20 protein-coding genes are annotated in these 18528 nt (G+C 60.6%); 12 read left to right on the top strand and 8 right to left on the bottom strand.

What is annotated here, in order from left to right:
• Nucleotides 1–185 precede the first annotated feature (185 nt).
• The 6 genes from BSG20_RS07870 to queF all read left to right on the top strand — a co-directional run bounded on the left by BSG20_RS07870 (nt 186) and on the right by queF (nt 5596).
• Complete coding sequence (locus BSG20_RS07870) at nt 186–2375, top strand: anthranilate synthase (RefSeq protein ID WP_072373131.1); 2190 nt, start codon at nt 186–188, stop codon at nt 2373–2375.
• Between the two features lie 98 nt (nt 2376–2473).
• The gene (locus tag BSG20_RS07865; RefSeq protein WP_072373128.1) at nt 2474–2848 is read left to right on the top strand and encodes a hypothetical protein; all 375 of its coding nucleotides are present in this window, start codon (nt 2474–2476) and stop codon (nt 2846–2848) included.
• A 181-nt stretch (nt 2849–3029) separates the two neighbouring features.
• On the top strand, nt 3030–3266 hold the full coding sequence (locus BSG20_RS07860; RefSeq protein ID WP_037118251.1) for a hypothetical protein: 237 nt from the start codon (nt 3030–3032) through the stop codon (nt 3264–3266).
• Nucleotides 3267–3281: 15 nt separating this feature from the next.
• The gene (locus BSG20_RS07855) at nt 3282–3992 is read left to right on the top strand and encodes a DUF2161 domain-containing phosphodiesterase (RefSeq protein ID WP_072373393.1); all 711 of its coding nucleotides are present in this window, start codon (nt 3282–3284) and stop codon (nt 3990–3992) included.
• A 224-nt stretch (nt 3993–4216) separates the two neighbouring features.
• Nucleotides 4217–5131: a CDF family cation efflux transporter EmfA gene (emfA, locus tag BSG20_RS07850; RefSeq protein WP_072373390.1), complete on the top strand. Its 915-nt coding sequence runs from the start codon at nt 4217–4219 to the stop codon at nt 5129–5131.
• On the top strand, nt 5132–5596 hold the full coding sequence (queF, locus tag BSG20_RS07845) for a preQ(1) synthase (protein WP_072373125.1): 465 nt from the start codon (nt 5132–5134) through the stop codon (nt 5594–5596). It begins immediately after the preceding gene.
• 85 nt (nt 5597–5681) lie between these two features.
• Here queF and BSG20_RS07840 read toward each other — a convergent pair whose 3' ends face one another.
• Both BSG20_RS07840 and BSG20_RS07835 read right to left on the bottom strand, forming a co-directional pair.
• Nucleotides 5682–6488 carry a glycosyltransferase family 25 protein gene (locus BSG20_RS07840; RefSeq protein ID WP_072373122.1) on the bottom strand — a complete coding sequence of 269 codons (807 nt, stop codon included), beginning with the start codon at nt 6486–6488 and terminating at the stop codon, nt 5682–5684.
• A gap of 168 nt (nt 6489–6656) precedes the next feature.
• On the bottom strand, nt 6657–7463 hold the full coding sequence (locus tag BSG20_RS07835) for a DUF2076 domain-containing protein (protein ID WP_072373119.1): 807 nt from the start codon (nt 7461–7463) through the stop codon (nt 6657–6659).
• Between the two features lie 214 nt (nt 7464–7677).
• Between BSG20_RS07835 and BSG20_RS07830 the strand changes: the two genes are divergently transcribed.
• The 3 genes from BSG20_RS07830 (at nt 7678) to BSG20_RS37280 (ending at nt 9091) form a co-directional block, all read left to right on the top strand.
• The gene (locus BSG20_RS07830) at nt 7678–8265 is read left to right on the top strand and encodes an ATP-dependent Clp protease proteolytic subunit (protein WP_072373116.1); all 588 of its coding nucleotides are present in this window, start codon (nt 7678–7680) and stop codon (nt 8263–8265) included.
• Between the two features lie 89 nt (nt 8266–8354).
• Nucleotides 8355–8660: a class I SAM-dependent DNA methyltransferase gene (locus tag BSG20_RS37285; protein ID WP_244541280.1), complete on the top strand. Its 306-nt coding sequence runs from the start codon at nt 8355–8357 to the stop codon at nt 8658–8660.
• Nucleotides 8661–8665: 5 nt separating this feature from the next.
• Nucleotides 8666–9091 carry a hypothetical protein gene (locus BSG20_RS37280; protein WP_244541279.1) on the top strand — a complete coding sequence of 142 codons (426 nt, stop codon included), beginning with the start codon at nt 8666–8668 and terminating at the stop codon, nt 9089–9091.
• Between the two features lie 24 nt (nt 9092–9115).
• On the opposite strand, the gene BSG20_RS07820 is transcribed toward BSG20_RS37280, so the two are convergent.
• Nucleotides 9116–10072 (bottom strand): MerR family transcriptional regulator, encoded by a 957-nt coding sequence (locus BSG20_RS07820; protein WP_280142175.1) that lies wholly within the window; start codon nt 10070–10072, stop codon nt 9116–9118.
• A 274-nt stretch (nt 10073–10346) separates the two neighbouring features.
• On the opposite strand from BSG20_RS07820, the gene BSG20_RS07815 reads away from it, so the two are divergent.
• Both BSG20_RS07815 and leuA read left to right on the top strand, forming a co-directional pair.
• Nucleotides 10347–11531, top strand: a complete 1185-nt coding sequence (locus BSG20_RS07815; protein WP_072373387.1) for a benzoate/H(+) symporter BenE family transporter — start codon at nt 10347–10349, stop codon at nt 11529–11531.
• Between the two features lie 331 nt (nt 11532–11862).
• A complete protein-coding gene (gene leuA, locus BSG20_RS07810; protein ID WP_072373113.1) occupies nt 11863–13578 on the top strand; it encodes a 2-isopropylmalate synthase in 1716 nt (571 codons plus the stop codon).
• 111 nt (nt 13579–13689) lie between these two features.
• Here leuA and BSG20_RS07805 read toward each other — a convergent pair whose 3' ends face one another.
• The 4 genes from BSG20_RS07805 to BSG20_RS07790 form a co-directional block, all read right to left on the bottom strand.
• Nucleotides 13690–14532: an anti-sigma factor family protein gene (locus BSG20_RS07805; RefSeq protein ID WP_072373384.1), complete on the bottom strand. Its 843-nt coding sequence runs from the start codon at nt 14530–14532 to the stop codon at nt 13690–13692.
• A gap of 1 nt (nt 14533) precedes the next feature.
• Nucleotides 14534–15040 carry an RNA polymerase sigma factor gene (locus BSG20_RS07800; RefSeq protein ID WP_072373110.1) on the bottom strand — a complete coding sequence of 169 codons (507 nt, stop codon included), beginning with the start codon at nt 15038–15040 and terminating at the stop codon, nt 14534–14536.
• Nucleotides 15041–15208: 168 nt separating this feature from the next.
• Nucleotides 15209–15769, bottom strand: coding sequence for a tetratricopeptide repeat protein (locus tag BSG20_RS07795; protein ID WP_072373108.1), 561 nt, complete (start codon nt 15767–15769; stop codon nt 15209–15211).
• A 148-nt stretch (nt 15770–15917) separates the two neighbouring features.
• Nucleotides 15918–16826: a metallophosphoesterase family protein gene (locus BSG20_RS07790; RefSeq protein WP_072373105.1), complete on the bottom strand. Its 909-nt coding sequence runs from the start codon at nt 16824–16826 to the stop codon at nt 15918–15920.
• 113 nt (nt 16827–16939) lie between these two features.
• On the opposite strand from BSG20_RS07790, the gene BSG20_RS07785 reads away from it, so the two are divergent.
• Nucleotides 16940–17377, top strand: coding sequence for an NUDIX domain-containing protein (locus BSG20_RS07785; protein WP_072373381.1), 438 nt, complete (start codon nt 16940–16942; stop codon nt 17375–17377).
• 9 nt (nt 17378–17386) lie between these two features.
• On the opposite strand, the gene BSG20_RS07780 is transcribed toward BSG20_RS07785, so the two are convergent.
• The gene (locus BSG20_RS07780) at nt 17387–18373 is read right to left on the bottom strand and encodes a glutathione S-transferase family protein (RefSeq protein WP_072373378.1); all 987 of its coding nucleotides are present in this window, start codon (nt 18371–18373) and stop codon (nt 17387–17389) included.
• Between the last annotated feature and the right edge of the window lie 155 nt (nt 18374–18528).

The raw sequence follows: 18528 nt of genomic DNA, 5'->3' as shown, positions 1-18528 counted from the left end.
CGATCTCACGCTAACAATTTCGCCCATGAACACGTCCTTGAACATTGCAGTTTGGTGGTGGGCTCGCTGAGGCGGCCTCGACCAATCGTGTCCAAAGACGACGAGTGAGCCGCCCGGAAAACGCCAGGCGGCTTTTTTGTTTTTAAGACTGCCTGTCATCCGGGCCCCGATAACGGAGTGGAACAATGGTAACGATCCTTCGGGATGACGGAGCGGAAATCTACGAGACGCGGGGCGGGATTACCGTCACCCGGCAGCGGCGGGCGATCCCCTATGCCGATGCGGTCTCCTCTTATATCGACAAGCTCGACGAGCGCCGCGGCGCCGTGTTTTCGTCGAACTACGAATATCCGGGCCGTTACACCCGCTGGGACACTGCCGTCGTCGATCCGCCACTCGGGATTTCTTGCCATGGCCGCGACGTTTGGATCGAGGCCTACAACGAGCGCGGTGAGGTGATCCTCTCCTTCATTACCGAGCGCCTGAAGACGGTCTCCGATCTGGTGCTCGGCGCCTCCACGGCGCGGCGCCTCGATTTGACGGTGAAGACCCCGGAGCGCGCTTTTACCGAGGAAGAACGCTCGAAGATCCCGACGATCTTCACGGTGCTGCGCGCTGTCACCGATCTCTTCTATTCGCAGGCGGATGCGAACCTCGGCTTTTATGGCGCCTTCGGCTACGACCTTGCCTTCCAGTTCGATGCAATCGACCTGAAGCTGACGCGCCCGTCCGACCAGCGCGACATGGTTCTCTATCTGCCGGATGAAATCCTCGTCGTCGACAACTACTCTGCCAAGGCCTGGATCGACCGTTACGATTTCGAAAAGAGCGGGCTTTCGACCGAGGGCAAGGCGGGCGACATTCCGGCCGAGCCGTTCCAGCGCACCGACGCCATTCCGCCGAAGAGCGACCACCGTCCCGGCGAGTATGCCGAGTTGGTGGTGAAGGCCAAGGAGAGCTTCCGCAAAGGTGATCTCTTCGAGGTGGTGCCCGGCCAGAAGTTCATGGAGCGCTGCGACAGCAAGCCGTCCGACATTTCCAAGCGCCTGAAGGCGATCAACCCGTCGCCCTATTCCTTCTTCATCAATCTTGGAAACCAGGAGTATCTGGTCGGCGCCTCGCCTGAAATGTTCGTGCGTGTGTCCGGCCGACGCATCGAGACCTGCCCGATCTCGGGCACGATCAAGCGTGGCGAGGACCCGATCGCCGATAGTGAGCAGATCCTGAAGCTTTTGAATTCCAAGAAGGACGAATCCGAGCTGACGATGTGCTCGGACGTCGACCGCAATGACAAGAGCCGCGTTTGCGAACCCGGCTCGGTGAAGGTCATCGGCCGCCGCCAGATCGAGATGTATTCGCGCCTGATCCACACCGTCGACCACATCGAGGGCCGGCTGCGCGACGACATGGACGCTTTTGACGGCTTCCTCAGCCACGCCTGGGCCGTGACGGTAACCGGCGCGCCGAAGCTCTGGGCGATGCGCTTCATTGAAAGCCATGAAAAGAGCCCGCGTGCCTGGTACGGCGGGGCGATCGGCATGGTCGGCTTCAACGGCGACATGAACACGGGCCTGACGCTGCGCACGGTTCGGATCAAGGACGGGATCGCGGAGGTCAGGGCAGGAGCGACCTTGCTCAACGATTCCGATCCGCACGAAGAAGAAGCCGAAACCGAACTGAAGGCCTCCGCCATGCTTTCCGCCATCCGCGATGCCAAGGCCGGCAACTCCGGCAGGGTCAGCCGCGACGTCGCTGCCGTCGGCAAGGGCGTCAATATCCTGCTTGTTGATCACGAGGACAGCTTCGTACATACGCTGGCCAACTACTTCCGCCAGACCGGCGCGACCGTTTCGACGGTTCGCACGCCGGTGCCGGACGAGATCTTCGACCGGCTGGATCCGGATCTGGTCGTGCTGTCGCCGGGTCCCGGCAATCCGAAGGATTTCGATTGCAAGGCGACGATCAAGAAGGCGCGGGCGCGCAACCTTCCGATCTTCGGCGTCTGCCTCGGACTGCAGGCGCTGGCTGAGGCCTACGGCGGAGAACTCCGCCATCTGGCGCTGCCGATGCACGGCAAGCCGTCGCGCATTCGTGTGCTGGAGCCGGGCATCGTCTTTTCCGGCCTCGGCAAGGAGGTGACGGTCGGCCGCTATCACTCGATCTTCGCCGATCCCTCGACCTTGCCGCGTGATTTTATCATCACGGCGGAAAGCGAAGACGGCACGATCATGGGCATCGAGCACGACAAGGAACCGATTGCGGCCGTGCAGTTCCACCCGGAATCGATCATGACGCTTGGCGGCGATGCCGGCATGCGGATGATCGAGAACGTCGTCGCCCATCTGTCCCGCAAGGCAAAGACAAAGGCGGCCTGAGACGACGCGTCAGGCGAGGCCGTCTCGGCCTCCTTGGAGATAATCGGCGGCATGGCCAATGTGGTGGCCATACCGCCCGGGCCCGCGGAAATATTTCCGTGTCATGTCAGGATTTTCTACTCCAAATTGCCACAGTAGCTGTTAAGCATCCACTGCTCTCTCAGCTGAAGATCCTGAAATCATTCGCGATCGTCATCGCACTGATCGCTGCGGCAACTTCGGCCGGCATCGTTTTGCCAAGGCCGATCTGGCGCGACGATCCGACGCCGGGAGACGTCCGCCACCGCATCCTCGTCCTCAGCAATCCGATCCATAGCGACATCGCCGTGCCGGTTGACGCCGACATTCTTGCGGGCTTCGGCTTCCTTCGTGACGGCGCGCTTGATCTGGACGACCCGAACCTTCGCTACATCATCTTTACAACGATCATGCCGCATTTGCTCATGAAGCCGTCTCCGGACAATCTGCGGTGAACAGCGATCTTGCGCGGCTGCCGCCGTGGCGGCGCGGACGATTTTGTGCCGCCCACGCTCCTCGCCTCGCATCGGCTTGACGGTGTGCAGTTCTCACACCAGCGACGAGAGCCGGCAGGTTCTGATTGACATCCTGCAACAAATCAGAACATTTCGGGAACGATGAATGAGGAATAACGTCGTGGCCAATGCTGAGAAATTTATCGTGCTCCCGTACCGTAAGAACCGGGGCAATCTGGTGCCGGGCGAGATGCGCCAGGCATCGAACGCTGTCAGCGCCGAGAAGATTGCCACCTCCATGGCCTCGCGTTTCGTCGGCGTCGCGGCCTATGCCGTGATGGTCGACGAGGAGACCGGCGATATGTCGTCGCCGCGGTTGCTTGTCCGGCACGGTGACATCGCCGATATCAACCCCTGATAAGCTCGCGTCATGATGGAAACCTCGCTCTACCTGCCGGTGAAAGGCTTTCTGGAGGCTGCGGGCTATGTCGTCAAAGGCGAGATCGGCGGATGCGATCTCGTCGGCTTGAGCGAGGGTGAGCCGCCTGTCGTCGTGGTGTGTGAGCTGAAGCTCAGCTTCAATCTTGAACTTGTCCTACAGGCCGTCGATCGAGCCGCGATGAGCGATGAAGTGTGGATCGCCGCACGCGTTTCCGCCAAGGGGCGGGGGCGCGAGGCCGACAAGCGCTATCGCGATCTTTGCCGTCGGCTGGGGATCGGCATGCTCGGTGTTGCCGATACCGGGCAAGTCAGCGTCATCGTCAGTTCCGTCTCGCCGATGCCGCGCACCAATCCGAAGCGCCGGTCGCGGCTCGTCAAGGAACATCAGCGCCGGCGTGGAGATCCGGTGGTTGGCGGTGGCTCGCGGGCACCGATCATGACGGCCTATCGCCAGCGGGCGCTGATTTGCGCCGCTGTACTCAGCCAGGGGCTCGTGCGGCCGCGCGACATGAAGGCGCTGGCACCGGATGCAGGCAAGATCCTGCTCGGCAATGTGTATGGTTGGTTCGAACGGCGGGAGAAGGGTGTCTATGCCCTGACGCCAGCCGGCGAAGCGGCACTCCTCCGTTGGCCGCAATCCATCAGTTTCACAGCCGAAAGTGCGGCAGTATCGACGTCCTCAAGTCCGGCCGAGAGTCGTTAGCGACCGGTCGCGCCCGGCATTCGCGGCGACCGGTCAGGATCGCCGTTTGCGACGGCGACCCGTCGAAATCTTTCTTACGGATCCTGTTTGACAAAATGGGTATCATCACACATATGAGCTTCATGGGCCGCCTGTGCGATTTTCGCGCGGGCGGTTTTGCGTTTGAATGGGCTGGTTTCTGCAATTCATTCGCATCCGCACCGATGTCTGCGCAGGGGATGAAGATGAACGAAAAGGGCAGTCTTACGGTTCGGCGGCTGGCGCTTTGGGGTATCCCGATGTCGCTCGGCGTCATGGGCTTGAAGATGGTCGCATGGTGGGCGACAGGCTCGGTGGCGTTGCTGTCGGATGGGCTGGAATCGACGGTGAACGTCGTTGCCGCTTTCGTCGCCTTCTTCGTCATCCGCTATGCGCAGAAACCGGCCGACCACGATCATCCCTTCGGCCATCACAAGGCGGAATATTTTTCAGCGGTGACCGAGGGCGCACTGATCGTCGTGGCGGCGCTGCTGATCGTCAATGAGGCGATCGGGCATCTCTCCGATCCGCGGATGCTGGATGCACCGGCCCTCGGCCTGGCGATCAACTTTGTCGCCGGCGTGATCAATGCCGTCTGGGCGCAACTCCTGATCAGGACCGGACGCAAATACCGATCGGCGGCGCTGACGGCGGATGGTCAGCACATCATGTCCGACGTCGTCACCTCCGTCGGCGTTCTCGCCGGCCTGCTGCTGGCGCTGGCCACCGGCTACGCGATCTTCGACCCAGTACTCGCCATTCTGGTCGCCATCAACATTCTCTACCAGGGCTGGAAGGTGATCTGGCATTCGATCGGGGGCCTGATGGATCAGGCGGTCACACCCGATGAGGAAGAGGCGATCATGCAGGCGATCGCCACGCACGCCACGGGCTCCATCGGCGTGCACGACCTGAAGACGCGCCGCGCCGGCACTGTCACCTTCGTCGATTTTCACCTTGTCGTGCCGGCCGCCCTGTCTGTAAGGCAGGCGCACGATATCTGCGACCGCCTTGAAGATGCCATCCGCGCAGCGCATCCGGGCTCCAGCATCGCCATTCACGTTGAGCCTGAGGGCGAAAAAGCCCATGGCATCCGCGTCAAAGTCATCAAGGAGGCTTGAATGCCCACCACAGACGTATCCAACCTATCCATGCTGGGCAGCCAGACAGAATCTCCGAAAACACCTGAGGAAGCGGTGCTGGAGAGGGTGCCGTCGAGCCACGCCGGCACCGACTATGTCGTCCGCTTCACTGCGCCGGAGTTCACGTCGCTTTGCCCGATGACGGGGCAGCCCGATTTCGCCCACATCGTGATCGACTACATTCCGAACGACTGGCTGGTGGAATCGAAGTCGCTGAAGCTGTTCCTGCATGCCTTCCGCAACCACGGCGCCTTCCACGAGGATTGCTCGATCTATATCGCCAAGCGGCTGGTCGAGCTGCTCGATCCGAAGTGGCTCAGGATCGGCGCCTACTGGTATCCGCGCGGTGGCATTCCGATCGACGTGTTCTGGCAGACCGGAAAGCCACCGGAGAACGTGTGGCTGCCCGACCAGGGCGTCGCGACCTATCGCGGTCGCGGCTGAGGCGTTCGTTTGACCAACACAGCACCGTTATCCCGCCGCCAAACGGATGGCGGCTGGGGTGATTTGGCTGAACGTCCCCCGGAATTCAAACCTTGTGGTGGTCGGGCGCGAGTGTGAACTTGGCGCGATCCATACGGATTTGGCGCTTCTCGCTTCGAAAATGGGCGGCTCGCATAAGATTGCGCGCCTTCACGAGCTCGAGACGCAAGCGCATGAAATGCTTGCGCAGCTTGCTCTGTGGCCTGAATGCATCGTCTTCGGATGTCCGAAGGAAGGGCGCCGCCCTGACCGTGCTGTCGCCGATAAAACGCAGCTGGACCACCGGAGCGGGTTCGATCTGAAGGGCCGCAACCCAGGATCGATGCCAGAAATGCGCGTCGACCAGCGCATACTTCCTCGTATCCTCAAGCATTCTGGTGGCTGCTCGCGGGCCGATGACATAGCCAGCCAGGCCGAGCCGATTTTGAAAGACGCGCGTCGCCTTGTGGCCGGTGCGATCGTCGATCCAAAGCGGCGACTTTGCCACGATATGGGGCTGAGGGACGAATTCCAGATCGTAGACGCAATTCCAATCGTCATCTCGGTCGCGGATCGTCGTTATCACGTCGCCAATATCACTCGAAAGGACGGCATCGTCTTCCAGTATGATTGTCTTTTCGTTTCGCTCTACGACGGCGTTCCATGCCATTCTATGCGAGGTGAAGCAGGCTATGTCCTGGCGAAGCGTCGGACTTGGCCAGGTGTTCGCGGCTCCCTGGCAGTCTTCGGGCGATAGGTCGCTTGCTTCAAACGCATCAAGAAAACGATACTCCAATCCAAGTCTCGCCATCTGTTGAGACTGAAAATGCCTTCTCTCGTGCTCTGACCTGCGACTGATAATAAGGATGTTCACTAAGCTCTTGCCTGCTAAACCGCCATAACGCTTCCGACCTTATCGAGAACTCCGCCTCTCTCGTCAAGGTTGATCTGTCGGTTGCTGATATACGTCCGACAACGGATGGGAGCATCTTCGTGCGCCGCGACCGACAGATCGGCATCAAGCGAAGGCAACCAGACCGCGTCAGACGTTGAAGCTGTCGTCATTGCCGAAGTCGGATTGATCGTTGTCGGAAGAGGCGTCATCGTTGGTGTCGTAGTCTGCTTGTTGCAGACCGGCAGCGTCGTTGTCGTCGCTGTTATCGTTACTTGTGGTGTTGGCTGCTGCCTGCTGCTTGTCGCCGTCGTTGCCAAAGTAGTTGTTGATGACGGTCTCTTCGGTCGGCGCGTTGCCGAAGGGATTGTTGCCGGCAAGCGGTGAACCCCAGCCAAGCGACGACATGTGGCTGCCGAAGATCCCGCTCAGCGAGTTGGCAAGCAGCATGCCGCCTGCAACGCCTGCCGCGGTGCCGAGCGCTCCCTGCAGGAAGCTGCCGCCTGCGGAGGGCGCCGCCTGCGGGCTCCAGGGTCCGGTCGGTTGCTGCGACATGGCGCGCGGGGCAGTGTCGAAGCCGCGATCCTGCTGGATCTGCTGGCGCGGGGCGCTTCCCCATGGGCCTGAGGAAGGCGGGGGAGACGCCGGCTGCTGCGGGCTCTGGCTGCTGCCGAAGATCGAGCTTAAGAAGCCGCCGCCCTGTTCAGCCTTGTGATATTCGCTCTGGTCGGCTTCGAGCAGACGAATGCGCTCTTCCAACTGCTTGATGTGATTGGCCGCCGCTTCGAGGCCCTTTTCCTGCACGATCACAGCTTGCGCCAGATAATAGGTGGCATACGGTTGCTCGCGCGTTCCCTGATCGATCAGCGCTTCGGCATCATGGTCACGCGGCGTTGCCGACGCGGTGCGAACGCGCTCGAAAAGGGCGGTCAACAATTGGCGTTCTTCAGGTGACATGGCCGGTCTCCTCTGTTGCTGGCGATTTGCGCCTAGGGATGACGTAGGAACGGATTTCGACTTTTCAAAGCCGCGCCAAGTTACATTTCGGTAAGCCGCCGGGCTACCTAACCATATCTTCATCCGTTCCGTGGCTTGTCTTTTTCCCGCATTGTTTTACGCATGGAGTCGCACTATGTGCGGGGAACCCGAATTCGACGTAAGAGAGGTTCGAATGTACGAAGAAGAAGAACAGGACGACAAGACGAAGGAACTGCCGCTCGGCAAGGAAACGGAGGCGAACCTTTTCAAGTCGCGTTCGATCTTCATCTACGGGCCGATCACGCAGGAACTCGCGCAGAAGGTCTGCACGCAGCTTGTGGCGCTTTCCGCGGCCAATGACGAGGACATTCGCATCTACGTCAACTCGCCTGGCGGTCATGTCGAATCCGGCGATTCGATCCATGACATGATCAAGTTCATCAAGCCGAAGGTCTGGATGATCGGAACGGGCTGGGTCGCGTCGGCCGGCGCGCTGATCTATGTCGCGGCGCCGAAGGAACAGCGCATTTGCCTGCCGAACACGCGCTTCCTGCTGCACCAACCGTCCGGCGGCACGCGTGGCATGGCATCCGACATTGAAATCCAGGCTCGCGAGATCATCAAGATGAACGAGCGACTGAACAGGATCATGTCCGAGGCCACGGGCCAGCCCTACGAGAAGATCGCTGCCGATACCGACCGCGACTACTGGCTGTCTGCGGAAGAAGCCAAGGCTTATGGCCTCGTTTCTCGCATTGTAACGTCGCAGTCCGACATCTGATTTCGTGCTATGAGAAGCGCCCTTGCTTGCTGGATGGCGGGTGAGGGCGCTTTTTTTGTTTGCCGAGCCGAGGTAAGCGGGGTTTCGACATGCCCGATCTACACTATGAGCATCCGCGCCTGGCAGCCCTTTATGATCTTGCCTGCGGTTGGTCGCAGGATCGCGATTTCTATCTCTCGCTGGCGGACGGCTGGCCGAAGTCAATTCTCGATCTTGGCTGCGGCACCGGGCTGATCTGCGATGCCTACGCGGCAGGTGGCCATGACGTGACCGGCGCCGATCCTTCAGCACGGATGCTCGAAATCGCAAGACGCAAACCGAATGGCTGCAGCATCGAATGGGTAGAGTGTTGCTCCCAGGACTTTCGATCTGAAAAACGCTTCGATCTGATCTGATCATCATGACCGGTCATGCCTTTCAGGTCTTACTCGATGAGAACGCCATCCTCGCAACCCTTGCCGTCATGCGCGAGCATCTGGCGGCGGGCGGCCGGATCGTCTTTGAGTCTCGCAATCCCGCAATAGACTGGAAAGCACGTTGGGACGGCGGTGTGTTCGAGGTCATTCACGACGGGCTTGTCGTTCGCAAGACGCGCGACGTGGTCTCTTACGACGAAGGGCGGGCCCATTTCGAAACCCGCTATCATTTCCCCGAAGAGACGCTTGTCTCAGAAAGCGAGCTGCTGTTTCTGTCGCGCAACGATATCGAGCGGCACCTGGAGGCTTCCGGGCTGCGCGCCGACGCCGTTTACGGCGATTGGGACCGCCAGCCTTTCGACGAGCGAAACGCCGAGGAGATGATCTTCGTCGTCCGGCGCGCGTCGTAAACTCAGGAAGCAAGGCGCCCGCTGTCAAGCGACGGCGGGCCGCCAGGCAATAACGCCTTCCGTGCGCGCACGGACATCCGGCAACGCCAGGCAGGTTGCGACCGCCTCATAGCCCGGCGCCCCGGGATAGGGATGCACGGTCATCGGTGGGCTACGGTTGGCCGGACAAAAGATGATTGCTTCATTCGGTGTCACAGCGCCGAGATCCAGGATCATCTTCGAACGCGTCAGCATGAAAAGAGTGCGCGCGGTTGCGGGACGATTGCGTAGGTAGGAAATCAAGGCTTCCTGCGTGGCCTGATCCAATCCCTGCTCGATCATGTCGATGATGAGCATTCCCTGCTGCTCCGCCTCCAATTCGGCGAGAAGCGCTTTCAAGGCGAGTGAGGCGGTGGCGCCCTCATCGATAAGCCAGTCGAGGGCTTGCAGGAAGCGCGCCTTCGATGCCGGATCGATATCCAATCGCGCATCGATATCGGCGCTCGTCGCGGCTGCGCGATCAAGGCCCAGGAAGCGGGCATCCGGCAACGCGTCAGCAATGGCATGGGCGAGCCGCGTCTTGCCGCTTCCAAGCGGACCGACGATGTAGTTCAGAGCCTTGAGGTCTCGCAGTTCAAAACGTTCACCGCCCCATGGCCAAGGCAGTTCAATGACTGCAAGAACCGGAGACCTTGGCATGATCGAGGCAAGTTGGGCAGGGGACGGGGCGTGGCCCGCGGCGATGGCCCTGCGGAAGGTCGCGACGCGGCCGATCGTTTCGACGAGCCGTTGCACACCGCTTTCGAGCGATGCCTGGTGCAAGGCGAGTACGTGTTCGAGGCCGCCGCGATCACCCTTCAGAACCTGCGCTATCTGTGTGAGGCTGAGGCCGAGTGCACGAAATGCCACAATCTCGCCAGCGCGGGCCATCTCATCTGGCCCGTATGCGCGCCAGCCGGAAGATGTGCGCAAGGGGTCGAGGAGGCCGCGTTGCTCATAGATCCGCAGCGCCTAGATGGAGATACCTAGCCGCGCTGCCGCCTCGGACGGGCTCAAAAAGTCTGCGGAATTGCTCACGACTCACCTCGTTGGTTGATTGTCGCCCTGCTTATCGGGGCAACCCTAGGGGACAGGTCAACAGCATTTCGAATATTGGGAGCGTCTCTTTTGCAAGACGGCTCGATGGTGCAGGAGAACGGAACTTGGCCGTCGCGGGCTTGTGTTCTTTCCACGTCTAATGCTCCATGCGGCAGTTGCATTCAGTTCGAGTCCCGCCATGCTTAAAGACTTCTCCGTGCAAACCCTGTTCATGGGCGTTCTCACCACTTTCGTGGGATTTGCCAGCTCCTTCGCGGTCGTGCTGCATGGCCTGCAGAGTGTCGGCGCGACGGATGCGCAGGCCGCGTCGGGCCTTATGGCGCTGTCGATCTCGCTGGGGCTTTGCGCGATCGTGCTCAGCACCGTGACGCGTGTGCCCATCAGTATCGCATGGTCCACTCCGGGTGGGGCGCTTCTTGCAAGTACCGGTGTGGTCGAAGGTGGGTTCAATGCGGCGGTCGGAGCGTTTCTTATCTGTGCGTTGCTGATCGTTATTGCCGGCCTGTTCAAGCCGCTCGGCCGGGCAGTTGCAGCTATTCCCGCGCCCCTTGCCAATGCGATGCTTGCTGGGGTGCTGATCGGGTTGTGCTTTGCGCCGGTCAGGGCGATCGGGTTCAATCCGCTACTTGGCTTGCCGATCGTACTGGCGTGGATCGTCGTCGGCGCGTTCAAGCGGCTCTGGGCGGTGCCGGCGGCTCTAGCGGCTTTCGTGCTGGTGGTAGCCTTCGGCGTGGACATTCCCCAAGGAGCGCTCGGTTCGATCGAACAGGCGCTGCGGCCCCCTGTCGCGTTCGTGGCTCCTGTCTTCAATCTGCCGGCTTTCATTTCCATCGCCCTGCCGCTCTTCATCGTGACCATGGCGTCGCAGAACATTCCCGGCATTGCGGTCTTGAAGGTGAATGGCTACGCGCCAAAGCCCGGGCCGCTGTTTTCCGTGACCGGCCTGTTCTCGATACTGTCGGCGCCGTTTGGAGGCCATGCGGTGAACCTTGCTGCGATTACCGCGGCGATGTGCGCTGGCCAGGACGCGCATCCCGATCCGGCGCGGCGCTATTGGGCGGTCCTGGTCTCAGGCATCTCCTATGTCATTCTCGGGCTGCTTGCCGGCGCAGTGACCACCTTCGTGGCGCTCGCGCCGCCGATCCTGATCCAGGCTGTGGCCGGTCTGGCGCTGGTCGGCGCCTTCTCGGGCTCGGCAATGGCCGCCTTCCAGGCGCCGGAATCGCGGGAGGCGGCAGCCATCACGTTTCTGGTGACCGCATCCGGTGTTTCCTTTGCCGGTATCTCGGGCGCATTCTGGGGATTGCTCGGCGGAGGGCTGATGCTGGCATTGTCACGTTTTGTGCAAGCGGCGAAAAAATAGACGGAGGGATTGCCAGTTTTTTGTACCCCGGCTATAAGCGCGACCATGAAGAGCACGGGCATCATGATTTCTGAGCAGATTGCACGCGGGCGCATCGCGCTCCGCGACAATGCGCGCGCCCTTACCTCGCTTCTTCTCCTCGGCCTTACGCGCGGTTGCCGGGTCCGTTGAGGAGCGCCCGGCGGCCGAAAGCCCGCCCAGGCCATCGCTCCTCGTGACCAATCCCGAAAGCTGATCAACCGGATGCATTCGCACCGGATTCGTCATCGCCAAGCCAGACCCGATACGCTATGACGCGGCTGGCCAGATGACGGGAAGAGGAAGAAAAGACATGGACACGAACACCGGCTCCCAGACCAAAGGCATGCCCGACGCGGCGATCAAATACCGCCCTTATCCGCAGGTGAACATCCCGGACCGCACATGGCCGTCCAAGACGCTGACCAAGGCGCCAATCTGGTGTTCGGTTGACTTGCGCGACGGCAACCAGGCACTGGTCGACCCGATGGGCCACGACCGCAAGGCCCGGATGTTCCAACTGCTGCTCGACATGGGTTTCAAGGAAATCGAGATCGGTTTCCCGTCGGCGTCGCAGACCGATTTCGACTTCGCGCGCTGGTGCGTCGAGCAGGGCAACGTGCCGGACGACGTATCGCTGCAGGTGCTGGTGCAGTGTCGTCCGGAGCTGATCACTCGCACCTTTGAAGCGCTGGAAGGCGCGAACCGTCCGATCGTTCATTTCTACAATTCGACCAGCGAATTGCAGCGTCGCGTCGTGTTCGCCAAGGACGTCCAGGGCATCAAGCAGATTGCAGTCGATGCTGCCAAGATGATCTCCGACATGGCGGCGAAGGCCGGCGGCGGCTATCGTTTCGAATATTCGCCGGAGAGCTTCACCGGCACCGAACTCGACGTGGCTTTAGACATCTGCAACGCCGTCATCGAGGTGATGAAGCCGACGCCTGACAACAAGCTGATCATCAACCTGCCGTCCACCGTCGAAATGGCCACTCCAAACGTCTATGCCGACCAGATCGAGTGGATGTGCCGCAATCTCGACAATCGCGAGAACCTGATCATTTCGTTGCATCCGCACAACGACCGCGGCACCGGTATCGCCGCTGCCGAGTTGGCACTGCTGGCGGGTGCAGACCGTGTCGAAGGCACGCTGTTCGGCAATGGCGAGCGCACCGGCAACGTCGATGTCGTCACCATGGCGCTGAACATGTTCACACAGGGCGTCGATCCGCAGATCGACTGCTCCAATATCGTGCGCATGAAGGAAGTGTTCGAGTATTCGAACCAGATGCCGATCGGCGAGCGCCACCCTTATGTCGGCGAACTGGTCTATACCGCCTTCTCCGGCTCCCATCAGGATGCGATCAACAAGGGTATGAAGGCGATCAAGGTCGCCAATCACCCGGTCTGGGAAGTGCCCTACCTGCCGATCGATCCGCAGGATGTCGGCCGTTCCTACGAGGCGATCATCCGCATCAACTCGCAGTCCGGCAAGGGCGGCATCGCCTATATCCTGCAGCAGGACTACGGGCTCAACCTGCCCCGCAACCTGCAGGTGGAATTCCGCGAGGACATCCAGCGGATCACCGACGAAGAGGGCAAGGAGCTGCCGTCACGGAAGATTTATGACCGCTTTATCGAGCGCTACGTGACCCAGCCCAAGGGCCGCATCAAGTTCGTCGACCACCACACCTACGCCGATCCGGAGCACAAGGGGCAGCGCATCGTCGCTGCCGAGATTACCGACAATGGTGAGACGAAGCGCATCGAAGGCAGGGGCAACGGCCCGGTCGACGGCTTCATCAATGCACTCTCGCACTATCTCGGCATCGAAATGTCGGTCGAGGACTATTCGGAGCATTCGTTGCAGCACGGCTCTAACGCTGCCGCCATCTCCTACGTCGAGACCTCCTATCCGGGCGGCAAGCTTTTCGGCGCGGGCATCAGCACGAACATCGTCGGCGCGTCGCTGGAAGCGATCGTGTCCGCGGCCAACCGCGTGCTCGAGGTCAAGGCCGGAATGGCCTGACAAGATCTGCGCAGCGGTCTCCTCCGCTGCGCCGCTTTCCAGGAACATGCTGAGAACAGCGCGCACCAGTCGCTACCTAGCGGCAACGTGTGGCGGGTTACCTAAACCGTCTCAGATTGACGTGGCGACCTGCATTGCGAGTTGGCCGAGCGAGGCTTCCGACGATGGGCCGACGAGCACATAGGACGTGCCGGCATTGTGCCAGGCGACCACACCGATCTCGTCCTTGATCGTTTCCTTGAAATCGTCGGCCTCGGAGGGCAAGTTGTCCTTGCGGAAGCAGATGGAAGCAAGGTCGCCATCCGAGCTCGTGTAGACGAGCTGACCGACCGGCCGGCCGTCGCCGATGAAGATCCGCGCGCCTTGGAAGGTCCAGCCCTGATCTGACAGGTCGGGCACGCGGAATGCAACGCCGACCGTTGAGGTCAGCCAGGTGGAAATTTCCTCCGCCTGTGTCGACGGCACTTCGAAAATATGACGCGGCTGGCGGGCGATCAGGCGTTGATTGGCGATGACGTCTGTCAACCACTCGCTGGAATCCGAGGCAGCTTCAATCGTTGTCGGCGGCGCCGACTGCACGGTGCCGGTGCTGCCGGCGGCGAAATAACCGATGCCGCACCCGGCGACGAACAGGATGATTGCCGCGGCAAGAGCCTGCGGTCCGGTCGGCGCAAGCTTCAGCGAAGGCCGCGAAAGGCGTGGAGCAACCGGAGCCTTCGGCGGCTGTACGCTCTTGATCGACCGAACGAGCGCAAGGGGAACAGGCTCCTTGAGAATATCGTCGAAACGGTGCTTCCCGAAGTCCGCACCGTGCCGCAGCTTGTCGTAGAGCCGCTTGGCGCCTTCGTCGGTTGCCAAGCGCTGCTCGAGCTCCTGCTTCTGTTCTGGCGTCGCCTCACCATCCAGCAGGGCGGTCAGCTGAGCATCGAGCGGCAGTTTCTTGAAATCGAGCAAATCAGTACCTGTGAGGATCATTGTCCGCGACGCTGGCGAAGTGCAGTTTCGCCGCCGCGAGTTGTGACACGACGATGTTGACGGCAACGCCCATAATATCGGCCGTCTGTTGATAGCTGCGCCCCTCGACGACGACCAGCAGAAACGCGCTGGAGGTGCCTTCTGGCATCTCGGAAACCATGCGGTGGATGACATCGGGATCGATGAGCGAGGCGCGGTCGCGGCTCGCCTCACGGATATCGGTCACATTGGTCTTAGGAGAGGTATGAGCCTTGCGACGACGATGGTCATCGCTCCATTGCTGGCGGGCGAGGGTGTAAACCCAGCTTTCCAGACGGCCTTCGCCGTTCCACTGGTTGCTTTTGGCGATGGCGCGCTGACACGCCGCCTGCACGAGCTCGTCGGCGCTCGCTGCGTCACCTGCAAGGGTCATCGCGAAACGCCGCAGCCGGGGCAGAAGGCCCACCAGATCGCGTCTGATATCGATGGTCGTCACGGGTTGACGCATGGTCTTTCCAAGTAATGCATGGGCGTTCGGGCGCAACGCCCAGCAGGAAATCGATTTATATCGCTTCTGTGTCCTTTATGAAACAAGTACCTGATACTTCGCAAGCATCCGGCGGCGTATCCCACGGGTTCTCAAAGCTTTTCTTCGCTGGCACCGGCGCGGCAAACCTCAATACGTGCGGTAACCGTTTAATGCTTTCAGTAGCGAGCGGTGGGCCCATGTCTGCTCGCCGCCCCGATCCCGGATCTCGACGAGCTGGACGCGCGCTGCCTGCACATCACCCTGTTCCACCAAAGCTTGTCCCATGTATGACCGTGCCAGAACATAGTTCGCGTCGGCCTGCAGCGCCTTGCGGTAATACGACATCCCCAGTTCCATTCTGCCCGCCTTGCGGTTGGCGTAGCCGAGGTAGTTCAGGATGCGCGGATCGTTCTGGTCCCTGGCAAGCTGAAGCACGGTCAGAGCGATGTCGTATTGGCCGGCATAGGCGAATTCGCGGGCTGCCTTGTAGAGGTCGTCGTCGTTGAACGAGCTCTTCTTTGCAACCACGCACTCCTTGCGCTTTGTGTCCCAGACCTTGCCGTTTGTGCATTTCGTCGTCGTCTCGGTCTTTGGCGGCGGCTTCGTTTCGTCGCTCTCGTCGCCAATGGCAAAGGCTGCGGAAGAGACGGCGACGGCAAGGGAACCGGCCAAAGCCAGGCCGCGAAGGCTAAAGGATGCCAAGTGCATGCAACGCTCCGTGAATGGATGGGTCCAGAAATAACGAGTGTACGTGGCGATCGCCAATTGCCAAGGCCGCCGATGCCTTCCGAATTCAAGATATCGTCATTTTGCGTTCCTGAGTGAGCTCGGCGACAAGATGATTCCAAAAATGGCGCTAAGCCTTGAAAATATCTGCACTTTCGTTGCCCATGCTGTCGCCCATGGAGTTGATGCTGAAGCGCTCTCCGGTCAGTTCCCACGCGCCGGGCGAGCCATCGATCGTGAAGAGATTGTAGGCGGCGCGAGGTTTCAGCCCGCCAGGCCCCTGCGATGCCGAGGCGATGCCGACCACGGGGACGGGACCAGTCTGGCCGCGCAGCCAGTGGAGCGTGTTCAAATGGGTATGGCCGTGGAGCACCAGTTCTGCGCCGCCGGTGGAGATCACGGCACCGAAGCGGCGGATGCCGATCATCCGTTTGTAGAAGGACGTCGCGCCACGAATGGGCGGATGATGGATCATCACGACGCGAAACAGGCCGGCCTCGCCAGCGGCACGCAGCATGTTGACGGTATCACGGGCCTGGCGTTCACCGAAGAAGCCGCTGGCAGCGAAAGGGGGCGTTGCGACGGCAGTCGAGCAGCCGACGATGGCGACCTTGCCGCGAACGCGGAGGTAGGGAAAAACGTGGCGGTCTTCCTGCCACTCGGCCGGTGCAAGATCACCGCGCACATTGTCATACCAGGCACGCACCGACTTTTCGTAGGCACCGGGGACGTAGGCGTCATGGTTTCCGGGTACGACGGAATTGTCTGCGGGGTCGCCGAGTTCTTTCAGCCATGCGGCGGCGGCGCGGATCTCCAAGCCGCTCGCGAGGTTCACCAGGTCGCCGGTGACCGCCAGATGATCGGCTTGCTTCGCGCGTATGTCATCGAGCAACAGATCCAGCGTGCTGCCGAAAAGGTGCTTGCGCCTGTTGCGATGCCAGTTCACAAAGCCGGTAATGCGTTTGGAGAAAAGCTCGCGGACGGAAAGGCGAGGGAGGGGGCCGAGATGAATATCGGAGATGTGCGCGAGCTTGAACATGCGACGACACATAGCCCAGTAAGTTTGCAATTCAAACACATCTGCTTGAACGGATTAATGGAATTGGAAAAAGCGTGATCGGTACCATCCGCCTCTGGCAGTCGCGATTCCTGATGCGTATCGTGCATGTCTATTTCGCGATCGCGCGCGGAATGACGATGGGCGTGCGAGCGGCCTGCTTCGATTCGGCGGGCCGCATCTTTCTCGTGCGGCACAGCTACGTGCCCGGCTGGCATATGCCCGGCGGCGGGCTTGAGCGCAATGAGACTGCCGAGGAGGCGCTGATCAAGGAACTTCGTGAGGAGGGGAACCTGCGTATTCTCGGTCGCCCTCAGCTGTTTCACATCTATTTCAACACGGCGGCCAGCCGACGCGACCATGTTCTCTTCTATAAGACACAGGTGGAGCAGACCGCACCGCGCCCCGCGGACAGGGAAATCGTCGAGTGCGGCTTCTTCGCGATCGATGATCTGCCGCCTGGCACCACTGACGCGACGCGTCGTCGCCTGGCTGAACTCGCCGGCGAGGAGGATCCCGCCCACGTCTGGTAGAGCACAGGGCTAGGCCGCTGCCAGTCGGGCGCGGCCATGCGGGCGATCGAGATCGAGCGCCGGGCCGATCGGCACAATTCCGGTCGGATTGATCGTCTTGTGGCTGCGATAGTAGTGGTCCTTGATATGGCGGAAATTCACCGTCTCCTTGACGCCTGCCGTCTGATAGAGGTCGCGCAGGTAGGCCGACAGATTGGGGTAGTCGTCTATGCGGCGGATGTTGCACTTGAAGTGGCCGACATAGACGGCATCGAAGCGAACCAATGTCGTGAACAGCCGCCAATCGGCCTCTGTCAGCCGATCGCCGAAGAGATAACGAGCCTTGGAAAGACGGTCTTCGAGCATATCGAGCGTTTCGAAAAGCCTGACGACATTCTCCCCGTAGGCGTCCTGGGTCGTGGCGAAGCCCGCCTTGTAGACGCCGTTGTTGACGGTATCGTAGACAACGGTATTAACGTCATCGATGTCGGCGCGCAGATCCTGCGGATAAAAATCAACAGTTGAGCCGGTCAGATGATCAAAGGCGCTGTTGAACATCCTGATGATCTCGGAAGACTCGTTGTTGACGATGGTGTTTGCCTTCTTGTCCCACAGGACCGGCACCGTCACGCGGCCGGAATAGTGCGGATCGGCCTTCACGTAGATTTCCGATAGCGTCTTGGCGCCGAAGAGATGGTCGCCGGTGGCGCCGTCACCGATCTTGAACTCCCAGCCGTTCGACAGCATGAGGGGATCAACGATGGAAACGGTGATGAGATCATCGAGTTTCTTGAGTTTGCGAAAGATCAGCGTGCGGTGCGCCCAAGGGCACGCCAGCGAAACATAAAGGTGATAGCGGTCGGCTTCGGCCTTGAAACCGCCTGTACCGGAAGGGCCAGGGGCGCCATCCGCGGTAATCCAGTTTCGAAACTGCGAAGCGGCGCGCTTGAAGTGCCCCTTGGTTTCTTTTGTATCGTACCAGACGTCATGCCAGACGCCGTCAACCAGCATGCCCATGTTGTGATCCTTCAGATTATCCTCGGGCAGAAGATATCGCAGCTCTTGCTTCTTTGCAGGCGACAAAGATTGAACACTGCGTCACGTCGCGTGGTCTTTCGCTAAATTTCCGTTGGACGACCGAAATTTTTCCTGCTATCGGCCATTTCACACTG

The organism is Rhizobium tibeticum (assembly GCF_900110205.1).
GTDB classification, from domain to species: domain Bacteria; phylum Pseudomonadota; class Alphaproteobacteria; order Rhizobiales; family Rhizobiaceae; genus Rhizobium; species Rhizobium tibeticum.
The sequence above is the reverse complement of the archived record's forward strand: the minus strand, read 5'-3'. Positions and strand labels throughout refer to the sequence as shown.

Excerpts from the sequence above, each read along its gene's own strand:
- BSG20_RS07870 (WP_072373131.1), top strand. The coding sequence starts at position 186 with ATGGTAACGATCCTTCGGGATGACGGAGCGGAAATCTACGAGACGCGG.
- BSG20_RS07855 (WP_072373393.1), top strand. The coding sequence starts at position 3,282 with ATGGAAACCTCGCTCTACCTGCCGGTGAAAGGCTTTCTGGAGGCTGCG.
- emfA (WP_072373390.1), top strand. The coding sequence starts at position 4,217 with ATGAACGAAAAGGGCAGTCTTACGGTTCGGCGGCTGGCGCTTTGGGGT.
- queF (WP_072373125.1), top strand. The coding sequence starts at position 5,132 with ATGCCCACCACAGACGTATCCAACCTATCCATGCTGGGCAGCCAGACA.
- BSG20_RS07835 (WP_072373119.1), bottom strand. The coding sequence starts at position 7,463 with ATGTCACCTGAAGAACGCCAATTGTTGACCGCCCTTTTCGAGCGCGTT.
- BSG20_RS07830 (WP_072373116.1), top strand. The coding sequence starts at position 7,678 with ATGTACGAAGAAGAAGAACAGGACGACAAGACGAAGGAACTGCCGCTC.
- BSG20_RS37285 (WP_244541280.1), top strand. The coding sequence starts at position 8,355 with ATGCCCGATCTACACTATGAGCATCCGCGCCTGGCAGCCCTTTATGAT.
- BSG20_RS37280 (WP_244541279.1), top strand. The coding sequence starts at position 8,666 with ATGACCGGTCATGCCTTTCAGGTCTTACTCGATGAGAACGCCATCCTC.
- BSG20_RS07815 (WP_072373387.1), top strand. The coding sequence starts at position 10,347 with ATGCTTAAAGACTTCTCCGTGCAAACCCTGTTCATGGGCGTTCTCACC.
- leuA (WP_072373113.1), top strand. The coding sequence starts at position 11,863 with ATGGACACGAACACCGGCTCCCAGACCAAAGGCATGCCCGACGCGGCG.
- BSG20_RS07800 (WP_072373110.1), bottom strand. The coding sequence starts at position 15,040 with ATGCGTCAACCCGTGACGACCATCGATATCAGACGCGATCTGGTGGGC.
- BSG20_RS07795 (WP_072373108.1), bottom strand. The coding sequence starts at position 15,769 with ATGCACTTGGCATCCTTTAGCCTTCGCGGCCTGGCTTTGGCCGGTTCC.
- BSG20_RS07790 (WP_072373105.1), bottom strand. The coding sequence starts at position 16,826 with ATGTTCAAGCTCGCGCACATCTCCGATATTCATCTCGGCCCCCTCCCT.
- BSG20_RS07785 (WP_072373381.1), top strand. The coding sequence starts at position 16,940 with ATGCGTATCGTGCATGTCTATTTCGCGATCGCGCGCGGAATGACGATG.
- BSG20_RS07780 (WP_072373378.1), bottom strand. The coding sequence starts at position 18,373 with ATGGGCATGCTGGTTGACGGCGTCTGGCATGACGTCTGGTACGATACA.